The sequence below is a fragment of the Streptomyces sp. NPDC087422 genome (assembly GCF_044744145.1).
Taxonomy (GTDB): domain Bacteria; phylum Actinomycetota; class Actinomycetes; order Streptomycetales; family Streptomycetaceae; genus Actinacidiphila.
In genome coordinates this window covers 1-18319 of the sequence record NZ_JBIUXT010000017.1, presented here as the reverse complement: position 1 = coordinate 18319, position 18319 = coordinate 1, and the positions used below count along the sequence as shown (strand labels likewise).

The following is an 18319-nucleotide window of genomic DNA, read 5'->3' as shown; positions in this document are numbered from 1 at the left end:
CCGCCCATGGAACCCGCGCCCGTACTCGACACCGCGGCCAGGCCCCCCGTCGGCGCCGTTCCCGCCGCCGACACCTCGCCGATCGCGCCCGGCAGTTGGCGCGCCTACGCCAAGCTGGCCAAGCTGGACATCCTCGACTACTACCTGAGCATCCCGCTGGCCGCCGCGATGCTCGTCCCGTTCGGCGTCGTCACCGGGGCCGGGCTCGTCACCGGGGCCGGGCTCCGGCCCGAGACCACGGGACGCGCCGCGCTCGTGCTGGTCCTGTTCTTCCTGGGCGAACTGACCATGGTGGCCGGGATGGTCGCCTTCGACGACGTGACCGGCTACCGCGACGGCAGCGACGCGGCCAACTACGGCCCGGACGCCGCCGCCCGCCGCCTCGCCCGTAAACCGCTGGTCGCCGGGACGCTCACCGAGCGGCAGGCGATCCGGTTCGGCTGGGCGGCGGTCGCGCTGTGCGCGCTGTTCTGGGGCGCGGCCGTCCTCGCCGCTCCCGCCCGGCCGCTGTGGGCGGTGCTCGGCACGGCGGCCTGCGCGCTCTTCGGGTTCCAGTACTCCTGGTGGCTGAAGTTCAGCTACCGCGGCGGCCAGGAGATCTTCCTGGCCGCGCTCGGCTGGGGCTATGTGCTGCCGCTCTTCGGCCTGCTGAACGGCGGCGCACCCGGCTTCGTCGTCGTGCAGGCGCTGATCTTCGGGCTCGGCCCCGTGCTGTTCGGCGTCTACTCCAACATCAACGACCGGGACGGGGACCAAGCGGTCGGGCGGCTGACCGTGGCCGCCGTCGCCTCCGAGCGCGGCAACTCCGCCTTCATCGCCGGGGTTTCCGGGCTGGAGGCCCTGCTGATCGTCGTCCCCGCCGTCGCCGGGATCGCGCCGTGGTGGTTCCCGCCGCTCATGTCGCCCGTCCTCGTGCTGCGCGCCCGCCAGTGGGTACGCGGCAATCGGCGCGGTGACGTTCTGGGGGCCCGCACCCGCGGCATCCGGCTGCACCGCCTCGCCACCGCGCTGATGATCGCGGCCGACCTGCTGCTGGCGGTGACCCGGTGACCAAGCCCCTCGACCCCGGCATCGTCTTCGACGCGCTCGCCCGCCGCGGCTCGGCGACCGTCGTCCACCTCAGCCGCCCCCTCGACCTCGCGCCCGAGGAGGGCACCCGGTGGACGGTGCCCCAACTGGCCGGCCTGGTACGGGACACCGCCGCCCGGCTCGCCGCGGCGGGAGCGGGCCCCGGCGACCACGTGGCCGTCGTCAAGCGCAACCACTGGGACTACGTCCTGCTCGCCTGCGCCGCCGTCCGGATCGGCGCCGTCCCCGCGCTGCTCTCCGACCACCTCGCCCCCGAGGTGCTCGACACCCTGCTCGAACGGCTGCGCCCCGCCGTCCTGGTCACCCAGACGCACCTGCTGCGCAAGGCCGCCAGAGCCGATGTCGAGCTGGCGCGCCACAGCGCGTGCACGCTGACCCTGGACAGCGCGAGCCTGCACGACTCGGTACCGGACGACACCCGGCCGCCCCAGCCGGTCCGCTCCTTCCACGACCTGCCCGCACGGCCGCTCGCCCCGATCCACCGCCGCGGTGACGGCGAGCCGCTGGCCGTGCACCACACCTCGGGGACCACCGGCGTGCCCAAGCTGGTCGTCCACTCCACCACGACGCTCATCCGGCGGCTCGCCGGATTCGAGGCCAGGCGCTGGCCCGTGGTCACCCCGCGCGCCGGCGACACCGTCGCCAGCGCCATCTCCTTCGCGCACGGCCGCGCGCTCGCCTGGACCGTCAGCGCGCTGTGGCACCAGCCCCGCGAGGCCGTGATCGTCGCCGACTCCGATCCCGACGCGGCCCGCCGCACCCTGACCGCGCACCCGCCCACCGTCCTGGAAGCGCTGCCCTCCACGTATGTGCGCTGGCAGCGCCTGGCCGCCGAGCCCGACAGTCCCTTCCGGCACGTGCGCATGTACATCTCCACCTTCGACGCCGTCCACCCGCCGACCGTGCGGGTCTTCCTCGACGCCAGCCGGCGCGCCCGGCCGCTGTGGATGCAGGGCTGGGGCCAGACCGAGACCGGGCCGCTCACCTTCCGCTTCCTCACCCGAGGGGCGCTGGCCCGGCGCGCGGAGCGCCACCCCACCACCCGCGACCTCGGCCGCCCGGTCCCCGGCTGGGTCGGCCTGCGGGTGGTGGACCCGCGGACCTTCCAGCCCGTGCCGCGCGGACAGGTCGGCCTCGTCCTCACCCGGACCAAGGCCCGCTGCCTCGGCTACCTCGGCGAACAGGACCGCTGGGACGAGAAGGCGCACGGGCCCTGGTTCAACACCGGAGACCTCGCGGTCCGCACGCGCGGCGGCTCGCTGATCCTGCTGGACCGGGAGGTCGACATGATCCCGGGGCTGAGCTGCGTGGAGCTGGAGGACGTCCTGCACGACCGGCTGCCCGAGGTCGAGGAGGCCGTCGTCCTCGGCGTCGTGGACCGCGACCCGCAGACCGTCCTGGTCGTCAACGCGCCCATCGACCCGGCCCGTTGGCGGCACGCCGTACGCGACCTGCCCGCGCTCGCCGAACCCCTCACGGTGGACTGGGACGCCGTCCCGCGCACCGCCACCGGCAAGGTCCGCCGCCACGAGCTGCGCGACCGCTACCTCGCCGGCACCGCCACCCACGGAACCGGGAGATGGACGTGACGGACCTCGACGTCGCGGTCGTCGGCGGCGGCATCGGCGGCCTCGCCGCCGCCTACCGGCTGCAACGGGCGGGCCGCTCCGTGCGGGTCTTCGAGGCCGCCCCGCGCGTCGGCGGACGCATGGCCAGCTCCCTCGTCGACGGCTGCCTCGTCGACGAGGGAGCGGAGACCATCGCCACCCGCGGCTACCAGGCCACCTGGCGCCTCATCGACGAACTCGCCGTGCCGCCCGCACACCTCACCCCGGTGCGGGCCGGATTCGCCCTCTGGCACGAGGGCCGCGCCCACGCCCGGCTCGGCCACCCGGCGGGGCTGCTCACCGGCGCGGGCATGTCCTGGCGCGGGCGGCTGGACTGGCTGCGCTTCACCGCCCGACTGCTGCGCCGCCGCGGGGACTTCGACGCCGACCGGCCCGAACTCGCGCCGCCCGGCACGGCCACCCTCGCCGAGTACGCCCGCGCCTACCACCCCGACGTGCACGACCGCCTGCTCCAGCCGCTGTCGGGCCACTGCTTCGGCTGGCACTCGGAACGCTCGGCCGCCGCCCCCATGCTCGCCACGCTGCTCGCGGTCGGCGGCGCGGGAGCCCGCTGGACCACTTACACCACCGGCATGGACACCCTCCCGCGCGCCCTGGCCGAACGGGTCCCCGTACAACTCGGCAGCTCGGTCACGGCCGTTGAGCGGACCGGCGCGGACGAGGCACGGCTGCACCTCGCCGACGGCGGGATCTTGACGGTGCGTCAGATCCTGATCGCCGTACCGGCACCGGTCGCGCTGTCCCTGTACGCCGACCCGTCGCCCGACGAACGCGCCTATCTGGCGGCCTGTTCCTTCACCCCCATGCTCAAGGCCGTCTGCCTCCTCGACCGACCGCTGCCCAGCCCGACCCGCGCCCCCAGCTACGCCCTGTCCGTTCCCGCGACCGAGAGCCGGATCTGCGGCGGGCTGCTCCTCGACCACCTCAAGGCCGAGGGGCGCGTCCCGCCGGGCCGCGGGATGGTCAGCCTCTTCGCCTCGCCCGCGATCGGCCCGCGCCTGCTGGACGCCGACGACGCCGAGGTCACCCGTACGCTCGTCGGCGAGGCCGAACGCTTTCTGCCGGGGCTCGGCGAGGCCACCACCCGCACGCTCGTGCACCGCTTCCGGTACGGCCTGCCCGAAGCCACCCCCGCCGCGCTGGGCCTGCGCGCGGCCTTCGCCGCCCGGCCCGCGGGGCCCGTCGACTACGTCGGCGACTGGACTCTCCTGCGGCCCAGCAGCGAGGGCGCGGTCCGCTCGGCGGAATTGGCCGCGCGACGCGTCGCCGCGCGCACGGCCCACCCCTCTCGTCCGAAGCGCGCGGTGAGCCCGGCACCCACCGGTCGACCCGCGTGATTCGGCGCACATGTCCCACCCGCGAATCACGTGCACTGGAGGCACCTGTCATGCGTCGAAGCACCACCATGATCGCGATGGCCGCGGCGGCCGTCGTCGGCCTCGCGGCCACTCCCGCCCAGGCCGCCACCGGCCAGGTCGTCGTCTTCTCCGTCGAGGGCCAGCCGCTCAAGGTCTACCAGGACCCCACCGGCTGTCAGCGACTCCCGTTGACGGCGCATGTGCTGGACAACCTCACCGACCAGCCGGTCAAGGTCTTCGCCGACCCCTTCTGCACGGTCCCGGCGACCCTTCCCACCACCGGCGTCGGCGTCCTCCCGGCCGGCTACGGCACTCACGTCACCGGAGTCGGCAGCTTCTCCGCCTGACCACCGGTCGCGGCACGCGCGCCCGCCGTACCACCGCCGTCGGGGTGCGGTGGTACGGCGGGGCGGCCGGCCCGGTGAGGGCGTGAGGCGGTTCGGCCTTCGGAACAGGAACATGGTCCCGCGGAGCGAGTCCAGGCCGAGTATCGCCATGAGGACGCGGCCGAGGGTCAGACCGTCGCCGGGAGGGGCATGGGGGTGGGGCGGCGACGGTCGCGCAGGGCGGCGGACAGCACCGACACGACGATGCCGCCGAAGGCCCAGGCGCCCAGGATCCACAGGGACCTGGTGATGTCGTGCCCGTCGAAGTAGACGGTGTTGCGGACCACGGTCGTCCCGGCGCCCGGCGGCAGGATCTGGCCGATGGCCCGCCAGAAGGGCGGCAGGAGAGCGGCCGGATAGACCCCGCCGGAGCTGGGATTGCCCAGGACGGTGAAGATCAGGATGGTCAGGCCGAGGCCGATGGTGCCCGCCACCGACTGGAGGGCGACGCCCACCGCGCCCGAGGCGAACACGATCAGGGTGCCGATGCCGACCAGGTCCCAGAAGGCGCCGGGCAGGCAGTGCAGGACGGGACCGACGATCACCGCGCCGCCGATGCCGGAGACGAAGGCGTAGGGCAGCATCGCGGTCAGCCGCACCAGGACGCGGCGCAGGGTGGGGCGCGCCGACCCGGCCGCCATGTTCAGCGCGGACGCGGCCAGATAGCCGCCGATCGTCCAGCTCAGGACGAGGTAGAAGGACGACAGGCCGCGCGAGTCGCCCTTCACCGGCGGGCGGATGTCGCGTACGACGACCTCACGGTGCTGCGCCTGTCCCGCCAGCCGCACGACCTGGGTCGCCGCGTCCGAGGCGGAGGGGCCGCCCGCGGACGCGACCAGGACCGTGTCCGTCGTCCCGCGCGGGTCGACGACGACGGCGGCGTCGGTGCGCCGGTCCAGCAGCCGGGCCCTGGCCTCGGCGCGGTCGGCGACCGCGACGGCGTGCACCGGCTCACCGGGAAGGGCGTTGAGCCGGGCCACCGCGTCCCGCGCCGCGGCCTGCGGTGCGACCACGACGATCGGCACCCGGTGGGGCTTGGGCGAGTGGAAGGCGCCCATGTAGGACAGCGCGAAGCCCAGTTGCAGCAGGAGCACGCCCAGCATGACCAGGACGGCCCTGAATGTGATCGCGTCCCGCAACTCCTCCACGATGCCGTGCCTGCCCGGCCTGTCGAGTACCACCCGACTGCTCCCCGTGCCCGTCAACGCTGTCCGCCCTTCTGGTACGCCGGGGCCATGAGCCCGGCCGAAGTCGTCAAATCCTCGGCTCCGCGTCGGCGTCCGTCGCCGGGGCGCGCCCACGGCGCCCGTCCCCGCAACCCGTTCGGCGTACGCCCGACCGCCGCCTAAGGGTTGGGTATCAGTCATGCGGCACCTGCAACCGCTGGGGCGGTCGTACTCTCCTATAGTGCGACCGGCGAGATGGGGAGACTCGATTGATCACGGCAACGGCGGTTGACACCGCCGCTCAGGGCTCGCGTAAGCGGCGGGTGGCGAAGGGGATGTTGGCGTTGGCGCTCGGCGCCGTCCTGCTGGGGGCGACCGCCTGCAGCGGGAGCGCGGGCGCGTCGACCGACAAGGGAAAGCAGGACGGCAAGGGTTCGGCGTCGGGCGGTGCCACGACGACGCCTGCCTCGCAGGTGGCGCTGAGCATCGTGCCCAAGGACGGCGCGACAGGGGTGGACACCACGGGCGCGCTCAAGATCACGGCCGCCAAGGGCAAGTTGGTGAAGATCGCGGTGACCGACGCGGCCGACCACCGGCCGGTCGACGGCGCGATATCGGCGGACGGCACCAGTTGGAAGCCGTCCGGGATTCTGCGCACCGCGACCAAGTACACCGTGAACGCGGAGGCGGTGGACTCGGCCGGGCGCAGCACCGTACAGCGGTCGTCGTTCACCACGCTGAAGCCGCAGGCCGTCAACTACGGCGTGTTCAACGTGGATCCGGGCTCGACGTACGGCGTGGGCATGGAGGTGTCGATCCGCTTCAACAAGCCGGTCGCCGACCAGGCCGCGACGCACAAGGGGATCACCGTCACGGCGGACCCGCAGGTGCCCGTCGAGGGCCACTGGTTCGGCAATCAGCGGATCGACTTCCGGCCGGAGAGGTACTGGGCGCCCGGCACCAAGGTCACGCTGCACATGAACCTCAACGGTGTGCAGATGTCGCCCGGTGTCTACGGCCAGCAGTCGAAGGACGTGAGCTTCACCATCGGCCGCTCGCAGACCTCGGTGGCCGACAACACCGCGAAGACGCTGAAGATCTACCGGGGCGGGAAGCTGTACAAGACGTACCCGGCGAGCCTCGGTGACCCCCAGCACACCACGTACAACGGCAAGATGGTGATCGAGGAGAAGGACCCGGTGGTGGACATGGACTCCCGCACCGTGGGCCTCGGCAACTCGTACCACATCAAGGACGTGCCGCACGGCATGCGGCTGTCCGACTCGGGGACCTTCGCGCACGGCAACTACTGGCGCCCGGTGTCGGTGTTCGGACACGAGAACACCAGCCACGGCTGCGTGGGCCTGCACGACGTGAAGGGCGGCGGCGACCCGGACACCCCGGCCGCCTGGTTCTACAGCCACTCGCTCATCGGTGACGTCGTCGAGGTCGTGCACTCGCCCGACAAGGTCATCGACCCGAGCAACGGCATCAACGGCTGGAACATGTCCTGGGCCACCTGGGTGGCCAACTGACCCTCGGACCACGGCCCCCGACCGTCCGGACACGCGTCCCGGGCGGCCCGGGGAACGGGTCCCGGGCGGTTGACGAACGGGTCCCGGGTGGTTGACGAACGGATCGCGGCCCCGGAACGCTCAGGCGTTCCGGGGCCGTTCCGTGCGCGACACACCGGTGCGGACATCGATGTCAGGGCATCGGCGGTCCCGCCAGATACGTGCCGTGCGCGTCGTACGGCCACGCGTTCGCCACACAGCCGTGCAGTCCGTCGATCTGCTGCATCATCGCGGGCGCCGGACGCCCGGCGCCGGGACACCCCTCGTGGCCGTGCCCGATGCGGTGGCCCACCTCGTGATTGACGATCAGGGCGCGGTACTCGTGGAGCGGCCCGGGGAACTGCGGCGAACCGGTCCGCCAGCGCTTGAGGTTCACCACCACCTGGTCGCCGACATCGCAGTTGACCTCGCCGCGGGTGTGCAGCCCGGCCGCCCCGCAGATCCGGTCCACGGTGTCCGGGCTGGCGATCTTCACCTCGAAGTCGTATTGGCCGCCGGAGACGAGCTGGAAGGCGTCGTGGCCGTCGGCGATCCAGCTCCGCCGGTCGCCGAGGATGCTCTCGATCTCGCGCGCCGCGTCGGCGGCTCTGATGCCCGTGCCCTGCTCGACCTGCACCTTGTAGCGGCGCAGCGTGCCGGTGCCGACCGACGTCCCCGACGCCTGGGCGGTGTCGAAGATGCCGTTGCCTCCGGTGCCGGACGACGGCGCGGACGACGGCGCGGATGACGGCGCGGACGACGGCGTGGACGCGGGCGCCCGCCCGGCGGGTGACGTGGAAGGCGCCGCCGGCGTTTTCGCCGGTTCGGTGGCGGCGGGCGGCGAACCCGCCGTAGCCCCGTCCGCCGCGTGCCCGTCCTTCCCGTCCTTCCCGTCCTTCCCGCCGTGCGCGGCGACCAGCAGCGCCCCGGCCACCCCGACCGCCGCCAGCGTGCCGAGCGTGTACGTCGTCCGCCGTCGCCTGCGCCGCCGTAGGGTCGCCAGGGAACGCCGCGTACGGGCGCCGCCCCCCGCCCGCCCCGCCGATTTCCGTTTCTTCTCCCGGTGCATGGCTGTTCACACTGCGGTCCGCGTGTGATGGCCCCTGGCCCAGAAGATCACGAAAGCGTAACCACGGCGGCGGACGGCCGCTGTATGACCCCTTCGTAACAGCTGCCCGGCCGAGCCCCTCTCACGGCCCTGCCCGCCCGGACCTCACGCATACTGACCTGCATGCCCCGCGTTCTGCTCGTCGAAGACGACCCCGCGGTCCGCAAGGGCGTGCAGCTGGCCCTGCGCCACCAGGGACACGACGTCCTCGCCGCCGCGACCGGTGAGGAGGGCCTGAGCCACCTGCGCCCCTTCCGGCCCGACGTCGTCGTGCTCGACCTCATGCTCCCCGGCATCGCCGGACTCGACGTCTGTCGTCGCATACGCGAGCACGACCAGGTCCCGATCATCATCGTGACCGCGCGCGGCGACGACGTGGACGTGGTGGTCGGCCTGGAGGCCGGAGCGGACGACTACGTGGTCAAGCCGGTACAGGCCCGCGTCCTCGAAGCCCGCATACGCGCGGTGCTGCGCCGGATCGCCGCACCCGGCGCCGACGGCACCAGGCCCCGGCAGGAGTCGCACGGCGACCTGTCCATCGACCGCGCCGGGCTGCGGGTCTCCCTGCGCGGCGAGCCCGTACCGCTGGCCCCCTCGGAACTGCGGCTGCTGCTGACCCTGTCGGCCTCGCCGGGACAGGTGCTCAGCCGCCAGCAACTCCTGGAAGCGGTCTGGGAGCACAGCTACCACGGCGACATCCGGCTGGTCGACGCCTGCGTGAAGCGGCTGCGCGGCAAGCTCGGCGGCGGACCGGGCGCCGGGTCCGGCTACATCGAGACCGTACGGGGCTTCGGCTACCGCTTCCGCTCGCCGTACGCGCGGCCGCTCCAGCCGACCCCATGAGGTCCGCCGTCTCCAGGGCCCTGCTCGCGCTGCGCGGGCTGCGCACCCGGCTGGTGGTCGCCTTCGTGCTGGTCGCGGTCGTCAGCGCGCTGAGCACCGGGGCCCTCGCCTTCAGGGAGGCGCGGACCGGCGTGCTCCAGCAGAGCCAGGACGCGGTCATCCGGCAGTTCCGCGACAGCGTCGACGCGCTGGCCCCCGCGATCCCCGCGGAGCCCGACCAGGCGGCGATGGACTCGCTGGTCATCCAGGTCGCGAGGGCCCACCAGTCGCAGCGCTGGCAGGTCCTTGCCACGTACGGGGAGCGCCGCGCCGGATCCGCGCCGGAGAACGCCTTCGAGCGGCTGACCCCCGAACTCCTCGGGTCGGTGCGCGACCAGGCCGCCGCGGTCTTCCAACGGGTGAGCACCGACGACGGCCCGGTCCTCGTCGTCGGCCTGCCGGTCGCGTACCGCGCCGCCGAGAACCAGTCGCTGACGCTCTCCGGCCTCGTCATGTACCTGGTCGTGCCGCAGGACACCGAGCAGGCGTACGTCCAGGCCATGATCACCGCCATCAAGGATGCCGCGCTGTGGGCCGTGGTCCTCGCGGTCGTCCTGGCGCTCTTCGCCGCGCGCGGCGTGCTGCGCCCGGTACGTGCCCTGCGCCGCGCGACCCGGCGGATGGCGGAGGGCCACCTCGACGTACGGCTGGCCGTCAACGGCTCCGACGAACTCGCCGACCTCTCCCGGTCCTTCAACGACACGGCCGCCGCCCTGGAGCGCTCGGTGACCGAACTGCGGCGGCTGGAGGCGCAGGCCCGGCGGTTCGTCGCCGACGTCTCGCACGAACTGCGCACACCGCTGGCCGCGATGTCCTCGGTCACCGACGTGCTGGACGAGGGCGCGGGCCGCCTCGACCCCGAGACGGCCACCGCGGTCGGCCTGATCAGCGAGGAGACGGTACGGCTCGCCCGGCTCGTGGAGGACCTGATGGAGGTGTCGCGCTTCGACGCGGGCGCCGCGCGGCTCAACCTGGACGAGATCGACCTGGCCGAGTCGGTGCGCCGCACCCTCGTCTCGCGCGGCTGGCTGGCGGAGGTCGACACCCGGCTGCCCGCGCCCGGCGCCCTGCGCGCCCGCGTCGACCCGCGCCGCCTGGACGTGGTGGTGGCCAACCTCGTCGGCAACGCGCTGCGGCACGGCGCGCCGCCCGTGGTGCTGTCCCTGGGCGCGGTCGGCGGGCGGTCCGCCGGGGGAGCGTGGGCGGTGATCGAGGTACGGGACGCCGGTCCCGGCATCCCGGAGGCGGCCCTGCCGCACATCTTCGAGCGCTTCTACAAGGCGGACACCTCGCGCAGCCGCAGTGAGAGCAGCGGCCTCGGCCTGGCCATCACGGCCGAGAACGTACGGCTGCACGGCGGCCGGATCACCGCCCGCAACGCGGACGGCGGCGGCTCCGTCCTCACCGTCGAACTGCCGCTGCGCCGCGACTCGGCCGCGGGCACCGCCGACGCCGGGGACCGCGCCGGTTCCGTCGGTTCCGTCGGTTCTGCTGATTCCGCTGATTCCGCTGATTCCGCCGCCTTCGGAAGCGAGGACGTCCGATGAGGCGCGCCGCCGGTCCGCTGGCCTGCCTGGCGTCCGCCGCCGCGCTCACGGCCTGCGGCGTCCCGCCGACCAGCGTCATCCAGGCCGGGGAGCCCGCGGTGGGCATGACCCCCGGCGTCAGCGTCTACTTCCTCTCCGACGACACCTTGCGGGCGGTTCCCCGCCGCGCGCCCGACGGCGCCGGTCCGGTCGTCGCGCTGCGGCTGCTGTTCGCGGGTCCCGGCGACGCCGACCCGACGACGCTCACCACGCGACTGCCGTCCCTGCCGCGCCCGCCCGTGATCGCCTTCGACGGCGTCACCACCGTCGTGCGCCTGCCCGCGGGCGTCGACCGCCTCTCGCCGCTGGCCATGGACCAGGTGGTGTGCACGGTGGCGGCCAATCCGGGGGGCCCGCAGCGCACCGCGCCGCCCGGCGGGGCCGGCGCCGTCCCCACCGCCGTCCCCGACGTCCCCACCACCGTCCCCGACGTCCCGACCGCCGGGACCCCGCGGTCGGCGTCGCCCAGCCCCGACGTCCGCGTCATCGGCGCGGGCTGGGCGCTGTCCCGGCTCGTGGAGAGCTGTCCGTAGCGACCGGCGGGCGACCGTACCGCCCGCTGGGCCGGTGCGGCGGGGCCGCGGACACGCGGACGCCCCGCCGGTGGTGGGACCGGCGGGGCGTACGGGGGACGGCTGCGGAGAGCCGGGGGCCGCCCGGGCGCCGGACTACTCGACGTCGACCCAGTCCAGGGTCCGGTCCACGGCCTTCTTCCAGCCCTTGTAGCCCGTGGCGCGCTGCTCCTCGCTCCACTGGGGCTCCCAGCGGCGCGACTCGTGCCAGTGCTCGCGCAGTTCGTCGGTGTCGCGCCAGAAGCCGGTGGCGAGACCGGCCGCGTAGGCCGCGCCCAGCGCGGTGGTCTCGGCGACCACCGGACGGCTGACCGGGACGCCCAGGACGTCGGCCTGGGTCTGCATGCACAGGTCGTTGGCCGTGACACCGCCGTCGACCTTGAGCACGTCCAGGTGCACACCGGAGTCCTGCTCCATCGCCTCGACCACGTCGCGGCTCTGGTAGCACATGGACTCCAGCGTGGCCCGCGCCAGGTGGCCGTTGGTGTGGAAGCGGGCGAGGCCGACGATGGCGCCGCGCGCGTCGGACCGCCAGTACGGCGCGAACAGCCCGGAGAAGGCGGGCACGAAGTAGATCCCGTCGCTGCTCTCGACGGTCTTCGCCAGCCGCTCGCTCTCCGCGGCCTCGCTGATCAGGTGCATCTGGTCGCGCAGCCACTGCACCGCGGAACCGGTCACCGCGATGGAGCCCTCCAGCGCGTACACCGCCGGGGCGTCACCGAACTTGTACGCCACGGTCGTCAGCAGGCCGTGCTCGGAGCGGACCGCCTCCGTACCGGTGTTGAGCAGCAGGAAGTTACCGGTGCCGTAGGTGTTCTTCGCCTCGCCCGGCGCGAAGCAGACCTGGCCGACGGTGGCCGCCTGCTGGTCGCCGAGCACACCCGTGATGGGGATCGGCGCGCTCAGCGGGCGCGAGGTGCGGGTGGTGCCGAACGCCTCGGGGTGCGACGACGCGTGGATCGTCGGCAGCATCGCGCGCGGGATGTTGAAGATGCCGAGCAGCTCCTCGTCCCAGTCCAGCGTCTCCAGGTCCATCAGCATCGTGCGGCTGGCGTTGGTGACGTCGGTGGCGTGGATGCCGCCGTTCGGACCGCCGGTGAGGTTCCACAGGATCCAGGAGTCCGTGGTGCCGAAGAGCGCGTGCCCCTGCTCGGCGGCCTGGCGGACCCCGTCGACGTTCTCCAGGATCCACTTGATCTTGCCGCCGGAGAAGTACGTCGCGGGCGGCAGGCCCGCCCGGCGCCGGATCAGGTCGCCGTGGCCGTCGCGCTCCAGCGCCTTGGCGATCGAGTCGGTCCTGGTGTCCTGCCAGACGATCGCGTTGCCGTACGGGCGACCGGTGCGCGGGTCCCAGACGACGGTGGTCTCACGCTGGTTGGTGATGCCGATCGCCGCGAGGTCGGAGGCCGAGATACCGGCCGACCGCACCGCGTTCTGGATCGCGACGTTGGTCCGCTCCCAGATCTCCACCGGGTCGTGCTCCACCCAGCCCGGCTTCGGCAGGTACTGGGTGTGCTCCAACTGGTGCTTGGCCACTTCGTTTCCGTCGTGGTCGAAGATCATGAAGCGGCTGCTGGTGGTTCCCTGATCCACCGCGCCGACGAAGTCCGCCATGGGTGCTTCCTGCCTTTCGTGGGTGTACCGGACCGCGGTGTACGTGACCGCGGTGTGCGTGACCGCCGTCCGCACGGCCGCCGTGTACGTGACCCCCGCGTACGGACCGCGGGGGTGTACGGACCTCGTGGACCCGCGGGCTCAGACCTCGGCGGCGGCCTCGGAGGCGGGGGCGCGTCCCGGGGGCTCCGGCGGGGCCTCGGGCAGGAAGCGGCCGACGAAGATCTTGTAGATCGCGCCGCCGAGGACGCCGCCGATCAGCGGTCCGACGATCGGCACCCAGAAGTAGAGATTCCCCCACTGGTCGCGCCACGCCGTGCTGTAGCCCGTGATGTAGCTGGCCAGCCGCGGGCCGAGGTCACGCGCCGGGTTGATCGCGTAACCGGCGTTGGCGCCGTACGCCATGCCGATCGCGACCACGATCAGGCCGACGATGAACGGGCCGAGATTCGCGCGGGGCGCGGTGTTGAGCACATCGGTGACCGCCAGGATCAGGATCAGCAGGATCGCCGTGCCGATCACCTGGTCGCGGAAGGCGCCCCACTCGTGGACACCGGCCGTCAGCGAGCCGTTGCCCGGCAGGGTGGCGAAGACCGTCTGCGTCTTGATGGTGTGGCCCGGGTCGGCGTGGCCCAGGATCTCGGAGTAGTTCCAGCGCACCAGCAGCGCGGCGACGAAGGCGCCCGCGGTCTGCGCCAGCGCGTAGGGCGCGACCTTCTTCCAGTCGAAGCCCTTGAACACCGCCAGGGTCAGCGTCACCGCCGGGTTGAGGTGCGCGCCGCTGAGTCGCGCGGCGACGTAGACACCGAGGGTGACGCCGAGTCCCCAGGCCCAGGCGATGCTGTCATGGTCGCCGAGACCGCCCTTCGGATCGGTCAGCGCGCCGCCGCCGACGACTTGGGCCACGACGCCGACACCGATCAGAATGAGGATCATCGTCCCGACGAACTCCGCCGACAGTTCGCCCAGAAGTCCTGAGCGTGCACGTGTCGCCATGGATTCCCGCTTCCCGCCGGCCGCCGTATGGACCGGCTGTAGCTCGTCCCGCTCTTGGCCATGCGTCTTCTGCTCTCCGCATGCTCCTTCACACGGAAGCACGTGTGAACCGGCTGTGCCGGATGGGATTGCGCCGTACGGGGGAGAGTGGTGAGAGAGGTGAGGCGGACACGGGAGTGGCGGCGGCGGAAGCGGCGACCGGTCTGTTAGAGGCGCGGCCGGTCCGGGGGCGCGGTCAGCTGAAGGCGGGTGTGCGTCAGGGGCGGGCGGGCTCGACGCGGCCGACGACCTCGCCGAGGCCGATCCGCGCACCGCCGGGGCCGGGCGCGGTGGCGCTGATCACCACCTCGTCGCCGTCCTCCAGGAACGACCGGCGCGTCCCGTCCGGCAGCTCCAGCGGCTCCTCGCCGTTCCAGGCCAGCTCCATCAGCGCGCCCCTGGTCTCCCTGTCGGGACCGCTGACCGTGCCCGAGGCGAAGAAGTCCCCGGTCCGCAGGCTCGCGCCGTTCACCGTCATGTGCGCCAGCATCTGCGCGTACGTCCAGTACATGGCGGCGAACGGCGGCCGGGACACCAGATGCCCGTTGAGCCGTACCTCCAGGGCGATGTCGAGGCCGTACGGCGGTCGCGCCGCGCGGTCGTCGAGATACGGCAGCGGCTCGGTGTCGCGGACCGGCGGGTCGGTACGGGCCTGCGCGAGCGCGGCCAGCGGCACCACCCACGGCGACACCGACGTGGCGAAGGACTTGCCGAGGAAGGGGCCGAGCGGGACGTACTCCCACGCCTGGAGGTCGCGCGCCGACCAGTCGTTGACCAGGCACACCCCGAAGACGTGCGCGTCCGCGTCGGCCAGCGCCACCCGGCCGCCGAGCGGCGAGGGCGCGCCCACGACGAAGCCCAGCTCCGCCTCGATGTCCAGCTTCCGCGAGGGGCCGAAGTCCGGCGCCGGATCGGCCGCCGCCTTGCGCTGCCCGCACGGCCTGACCACCGGCGTGCCGGAGACCACGACGGTGCCCGCCCGTCCGTGGTAACCGATCGGCAGATGCTTCCAGTTCGGGGTCAGCGGCTCGGACCCCGGCCGGAAGATCCGGCCGATGTTCGCGGCGTGGTGCTCCGAGGCGTAGAAGTCCACGTAGTCCGCCACCTCGAACGGCAGGCGCATCGTCAGCTCCGCGCGCGGCAGCAGGCACGGCTCGACGGCGTCGGCGTAGGTGTCCTCGGTCAGCCACGCGGTCAGCGCCGCCCTGACCCGCGTCCACAGCGGACGGCCCGCGGCCAGCAGCGGGTTGAGCGAGTCCGCGCCGAGCGCGGCGGCCAGATCGGCGGGAGCCCCGGCCGCCCGCGCGGCGGCCCCCGCGTCCAGGACGTGATCGCCGTACGCCACCCCGATCCGCCGCGCGGCGGGCTCGTCGGCGGTGCTGAACACCCCGTACGGCAGATTGCGCACCCCGAAGGGCGCGTCGTACGGGACGGCGAGCGGGCTGCTGGCGCTCAACGGACCTCCAGGTGCGGCTCCTGCGCGGCGGAAACGACCCGAGGGTACCGCCGGGTCCGGCGGCCGGGTTTGGAGCTGCTACCGGTGCAAACGTAAAGTTCGGCCGGGGCGGGGCACGCGGGGGCATCGCATGGGCACATACGGAGAGAGCAGCGGCGGGATGACGGCGACAACGCAGGACCTTCACGGCCACGGGGCCTACGAGGAACCGATCGGTGATGCCGAGGACGCGGACGGCGCGGAGGCCGTGGACGCTGCGGAGGCCGTGGAGGGCTTCGCCGACGTGCCCGGCATCGATCCCGCGCGGATGGCGGTCTGCCTCGCCGTACTCGGCGAACTCGACACGCTGCCCGTCGACCACCCCGACGCCATCGCCGTACGCCGGGCCACCGCGGGCATTTACCGGTCGGTGAAGCAGCGCCGCCGCCAGGAGCGCCGGGCGGCCAAGACCGCCAACGACAAGGCCGTCACCGAGGCCACCGCGACCGGCGCCGCCGACCGGATCGACGACGAGACCCTCGGCATCCAGCTCACCACCTCCGTCAGCACGGAGATCGCGGGCATCCTGGAGCGGCCCCGCTCCTGCTACGTCTGCAAGACCCGCTACGTCGAGGTCGACGCCTTCTACCACCAGCTCTGCCCGTCGTGCGCCGCCGAGAACCGGGCCCGCCGCGACGCGCGCACCGACCTCACCGGGCGCCGCGCGCTGCTCACCGGCGGACGCGCCAAGATCGGCATGTACATCGCGCTGCGGCTGCTCCGCGACGGCGCGCACACGACGATCACCACCCGCTTCCCCAACGACGCCGTCCGCCGCTTCAAGGCCATGCCCGACAGCGACGAGTGGATCCACCGGCTCAAGATCGTCGGCATCGACCTGCGCGACCCCGCCCAGGTCGTCGCCCTCGCCGACTCGGTCGCGGCGGCGGGCCCGCTCGACATCCTGATCAACAACGCCGCCCAGACCGTACGCCGTTCCCCGGACGCCTACCGCGAGCTGGTCGCCGCCGAGTCCGCGCCGCTGCCCGCGGGCGAACTGCCCGCCTCCGAGGTCTTCGGCGCCTTCGGCAGCGGCGCGCAGACCGCGGCCGCCCTCCCGGCCCCGCGCCGCGAGGACGCCCTCACCGCGCAGGACGTCACCGGCCTCGCGCTCGTCAGCGGCTCCGCCTCGCTCGCCAGGATCGAAGCGGGCACCGCCATCGACGCGGGCGGGCTCGTGCCCGACCTCGACCCCACCAACACCTGGGTGCAGACCGTCGGCGAGGTCGACCCCGTCGAACTCCTCGAAGTCCAGCTCTGCAACGTCACCGCGCCGTTCGTCCTCGTCAGCCGGCTCAGGCCCGCCATGGCCGCCGCCGCGGCGCGCCGCAAGTACGTCGTCAACGTCTCCGCCATGGAGGGGCAGTTCAGCCGCGGCTACAAGGGCCCCGGCCACCCCCACACCAACATGGCCAAGGCCGCGCTCAACATGCTCACCCGCACCAGCGCCCAGGAGATGCTCGACACCGACGGCATCCTCATGACCGCCGTCGACACCGGCTGGATCACCGACGAACGGCCCCACCCCGACAAGGTCCGGCTCGCCGCCGAGGGCTTTCACGCCCCCCTCGACCTCGTCGACGGCGCCGCCCGCGTCTACGACCCCGTCGTCCGGGGCGAACGCGGCGAGGATCTGTACGGCTGCTTCCTGAAGGACTACGCCCCCTCCGCCTGGTGACACCGCGCGGGCGGTGACGCTCATCCGCTGCCGCTGCCGCTGCCACTGCCGCCGACGACCCATCGGACCGGACCGGGCCGCACCGGGCCGTCCGGCCGGTCCGGCGGTCACGCGTCGCCGCGCGTACCAGGAATGCTGAGCAGTCCGCCTACGCGCGTCCGCGTCGCCGTACGCGCAAGGTCGTAGATCTCAGCTCCCACGCCCCTCACACGCCCCTCCCGTGCCCCGAGTGCAACCGGCGCGCGGGGGGCGCGCGGCACCCGGCGCCCGCACGGCGCATTTCCTGGCGCGCACCTGTGACGTGCGAATTCCCCGCGGAGCGGAATCACCGAATCCGGTGGCCTATGCCAGCCGCTCTTGCCGAATAATCCGTGATGCCGCCCGGTCGATTACCGATGTACGGATTTGGCCATTAACGAGCGCCGCCGATTCCGCGCCGTCGTTTCGGGCGCCAAGGCGGCGAGCTTTAGGTGATGCGATGCCCTGGCATTTATCTACGGCCCGGCCGGTCCGCTCCGCCGCCGCCGAAGAAGACGCAGTTCGGGGCGGGGTGCACCCGATAATCGAAAATATGTCCGTCGCCGCCGGGGCCTATATACCCCGGTTCTTCGATCTGAATCAGATGAGGAGGAAGTTCGTACCCCCAACAGGTGAAACCGGCCAATCGTCGGCCTCCCGGCAGTCTTTCCGTCCGAAGAAGTCGGCTGTTGTACTCTGACGATGATGCGAATAGGGACAGGGCTGTGCCGCCCCGCGCTTTACCGGGGCCCGTACGGCGAGAAGAAACGGAAAACTGAGGGAAGGTGGAGCGGCCATGGTTAATCCTTTCGACGACGACTCGGCTCGGTTCGTCGTATTGGTGAACGACGAGGGACAGCACTCCCTGTGGCCCGCACATCTCGACCAACCCGGCGGCTGGCACGCGGACGGCCCGGAGAGATCCCGTCAGGAGTGCCTGGACGCGATCGAGAAGTCCTGGATCGACATGCGGCCCACGAGCCTGGTGCGCGCGATGGAGGCGGACGTCCGGTAGGCGGAATCCCGGGGGGGGGGGGGGGGGGCGGGGGGGGGGGGGGGGGGCCCGGGGGGGGGGGGGGGGGGGGGGGGGGGGGGGGGGGGGGGGGGGGTTGGGGGGGGGGGGGCCTTGCGGAGGCGGGAGCGGGTGGGGG

General features: G+C 73.1%; 15 protein-coding genes. 10 read left to right on the top strand and 5 right to left on the bottom strand.

All coding sequences use genetic code 11. The features are described from left to right. Positions 1-6 precede the first annotated feature (6 nt). The 4 genes from ACIO6U_RS34110 to ACIO6U_RS34095 are packed head-to-tail and all read left to right on the top strand — an operon-like array spanning position 7 to position 4422. Entirely contained in the window at positions 7-1050 is a 1044-nt protein-coding gene (locus ACIO6U_RS34110; RefSeq protein WP_401725073.1) for a UbiA family prenyltransferase, read from the top strand. Continuing rightward, positions 1047-2678: an AMP-binding protein gene (locus tag ACIO6U_RS34105; protein ID WP_401725070.1), complete on the top strand. Its 1632-nt coding sequence runs from the start codon at positions 1047-1049 to the stop codon at positions 2676-2678. The genes ACIO6U_RS34110 and ACIO6U_RS34105 overlap by 4 nt, the downstream gene beginning before the upstream one ends. Next, positions 2669-4054 (top strand): protoporphyrinogen/coproporphyrinogen oxidase, encoded by a 1386-nt coding sequence (locus ACIO6U_RS34100; protein ID WP_401725067.1) that lies wholly within the window; start codon positions 2669-2671, stop codon positions 4052-4054. Before ACIO6U_RS34105 ends, ACIO6U_RS34100 begins: the two co-directional genes overlap by 10 nt. A 50-nt stretch (positions 4055-4104) precedes the next feature. Next, positions 4105-4422, top strand: a complete 318-nt coding sequence (locus ACIO6U_RS34095) for a hypothetical protein (protein ID WP_401313612.1) — start codon at positions 4105-4107, stop codon at positions 4420-4422. A gap of 167 nt (positions 4423-4589) precedes the next feature. On the opposite strand, the gene ACIO6U_RS34090 is transcribed toward ACIO6U_RS34095, so the two are convergent. Beyond that, a complete protein-coding gene (locus ACIO6U_RS34090; protein WP_401313673.1) occupies positions 4590-5564 on the bottom strand; it encodes an ABC transporter permease in 975 nt (324 codons plus the stop codon). A gap of 398 nt (positions 5565-5962) precedes the next feature. On the opposite strand from ACIO6U_RS34090, the gene ACIO6U_RS34085 reads away from it, so the two are divergent. Next, positions 5963-7162: an Ig-like domain-containing protein gene (locus tag ACIO6U_RS34085; RefSeq protein WP_401725063.1), complete on the top strand. Its 1200-nt coding sequence runs from the start codon at positions 5963-5965 to the stop codon at positions 7160-7162. Positions 7163-7334: 172 nt separating this feature from the next. Here the strand turns inward: ACIO6U_RS34085 and ACIO6U_RS34080 are convergent, their stop codons facing one another. Further along, complete coding sequence (locus tag ACIO6U_RS34080) at positions 7335-8249, bottom strand: DUF3152 domain-containing protein (protein ID WP_401725060.1); 915 nt, start codon at positions 8247-8249, stop codon at positions 7335-7337. A gap of 162 nt (positions 8250-8411) precedes the next feature. On the opposite strand from ACIO6U_RS34080, the gene ACIO6U_RS34075 reads away from it, so the two are divergent. The 3 genes from ACIO6U_RS34075 to ACIO6U_RS34065 are packed head-to-tail and all read left to right on the top strand — an operon-like array spanning position 8412 to position 11289. Further along, entirely contained in the window at positions 8412-9131 is a 720-nt protein-coding gene (locus tag ACIO6U_RS34075) for a response regulator transcription factor (RefSeq protein ID WP_401725057.1), read from the top strand. Next, a complete protein-coding gene (locus ACIO6U_RS34070) occupies positions 9128-10717 on the top strand; it encodes a sensor histidine kinase (RefSeq protein WP_401725054.1) in 1590 nt (529 codons plus the stop codon). Before ACIO6U_RS34075 ends, ACIO6U_RS34070 begins: the two co-directional genes overlap by 4 nt. Beyond that, positions 10714-11289, top strand: a complete 576-nt coding sequence (locus ACIO6U_RS34065; protein ID WP_401725052.1) for a hypothetical protein — start codon at positions 10714-10716, stop codon at positions 11287-11289. Before ACIO6U_RS34070 ends, ACIO6U_RS34065 begins: the two co-directional genes overlap by 4 nt. A 135-nt stretch (positions 11290-11424) precedes the next feature. Here the strand turns inward: ACIO6U_RS34065 and glpK are convergent, their stop codons facing one another. The 3 genes from glpK to fahA all read right to left on the bottom strand — a co-directional run bounded on the left by glpK (position 11425) and on the right by fahA (position 15433). Beyond that, complete coding sequence (glpK, locus tag ACIO6U_RS34060; RefSeq protein WP_355333263.1) at positions 11425-12942, bottom strand: glycerol kinase GlpK; 1518 nt, start codon at positions 12940-12942, stop codon at positions 11425-11427. Positions 12943-13083: 141 nt separating this feature from the next. After that, positions 13084-13938: an MIP family channel protein gene (locus ACIO6U_RS34055; RefSeq protein WP_391048412.1), complete on the bottom strand. Its 855-nt coding sequence runs from the start codon at positions 13936-13938 to the stop codon at positions 13084-13086. A gap of 256 nt (positions 13939-14194) precedes the next feature. After that, on the bottom strand, positions 14195-15433 hold the full coding sequence (gene fahA / locus ACIO6U_RS34050) for a fumarylacetoacetase (protein ID WP_401725049.1): 1239 nt from the start codon (positions 15431-15433) through the stop codon (positions 14195-14197). 307 nt (positions 15434-15740) lie between these two features. Here fahA and ACIO6U_RS34045 point away from each other — a divergent pair, with 307 nt between their 5' ends. Together ACIO6U_RS34045 and ACIO6U_RS34040 are read left to right on the top strand one after the other, a co-directional pair. Beyond that, a complete protein-coding gene (locus ACIO6U_RS34045) occupies positions 15741-17150 on the top strand; it encodes an SDR family NAD(P)-dependent oxidoreductase (protein ID WP_355333601.1) in 1410 nt (469 codons plus the stop codon). A gap of 814 nt (positions 17151-17964) precedes the next feature. Next, entirely contained in the window at positions 17965-18183 is a 219-nt protein-coding gene (locus tag ACIO6U_RS34040) for an MbtH family protein (RefSeq protein WP_188285961.1), read from the top strand. The last annotated feature ends 136 nt before the right edge of the window (positions 18184-18319 follow it).